At 60.2% G+C, this 570-nt stretch carries 1 protein-coding gene; it reads right to left on the bottom strand.

All coding sequences use genetic code 11. The features are described 5' to 3' along the window. Positions 1–125: 125 nt before the first annotated feature. The coding region (locus AXE65_RS02725; protein WP_068387734.1) for a putative endonuclease domain-containing protein at positions 126–570 on the bottom strand (445 nt) is incomplete at its 5' end.

Consider the following 570-nt stretch of genomic DNA (forward strand, 5'->3'; position numbering starts at 1 on the left):
TCAATCATCGACATGAAAACATCTATCTGGCCTTGCTAAAATTACTGCGTGAACAGCCGCTTTGATCGCGTTTGCTTCCTAAGACCCAAACAAAAATCAGGCGGGCGGGCTGGTCTTGATTAGGCCTAACTACGCTCAATCAATCGCTGCACGGTTTGCAGCGCCTGGCCTGACTGCACCATGCGCGAATCGCAGCGGTAGACGTTAAAGCCCAGGCGCATGGCGGCATCGTACTTGATCAGGTCCTCGCTAAAACCTTTGCCGCGCGTGTGCCTGCCGTTCGTCCATGAGCCGCCCTCGATCTCGATAGCGAGGTTGTAGGCGGGCAGCGCGAAGTCAAAGCGCCAATCTTTGAGACCGGCCTTGGCGAGGCGCTCGCGCAGCCCTTCGCCGGTGCCGCCTGTTGCCATAGCGGCAAAGCGGTATTCGCGGACAAAGGGGATGCGCGCGGCGCGCAGTTGCAGCGCAAGGGATTGCTCGGCGGCGCTGCCGCTGCCTGCGCTGCCGCTGCTAGCGCTGCTGTTCGCTTGGGTTGCCGATAGTGCAGCAAGAGCAGCAGGGGCAGTAGCA

The organism is Ventosimonas gracilis (assembly GCF_001580025.1).
Lineage (GTDB): Bacteria > Pseudomonadota > Gammaproteobacteria > Pseudomonadales > Pseudomonadaceae > Ventosimonas > Ventosimonas gracilis.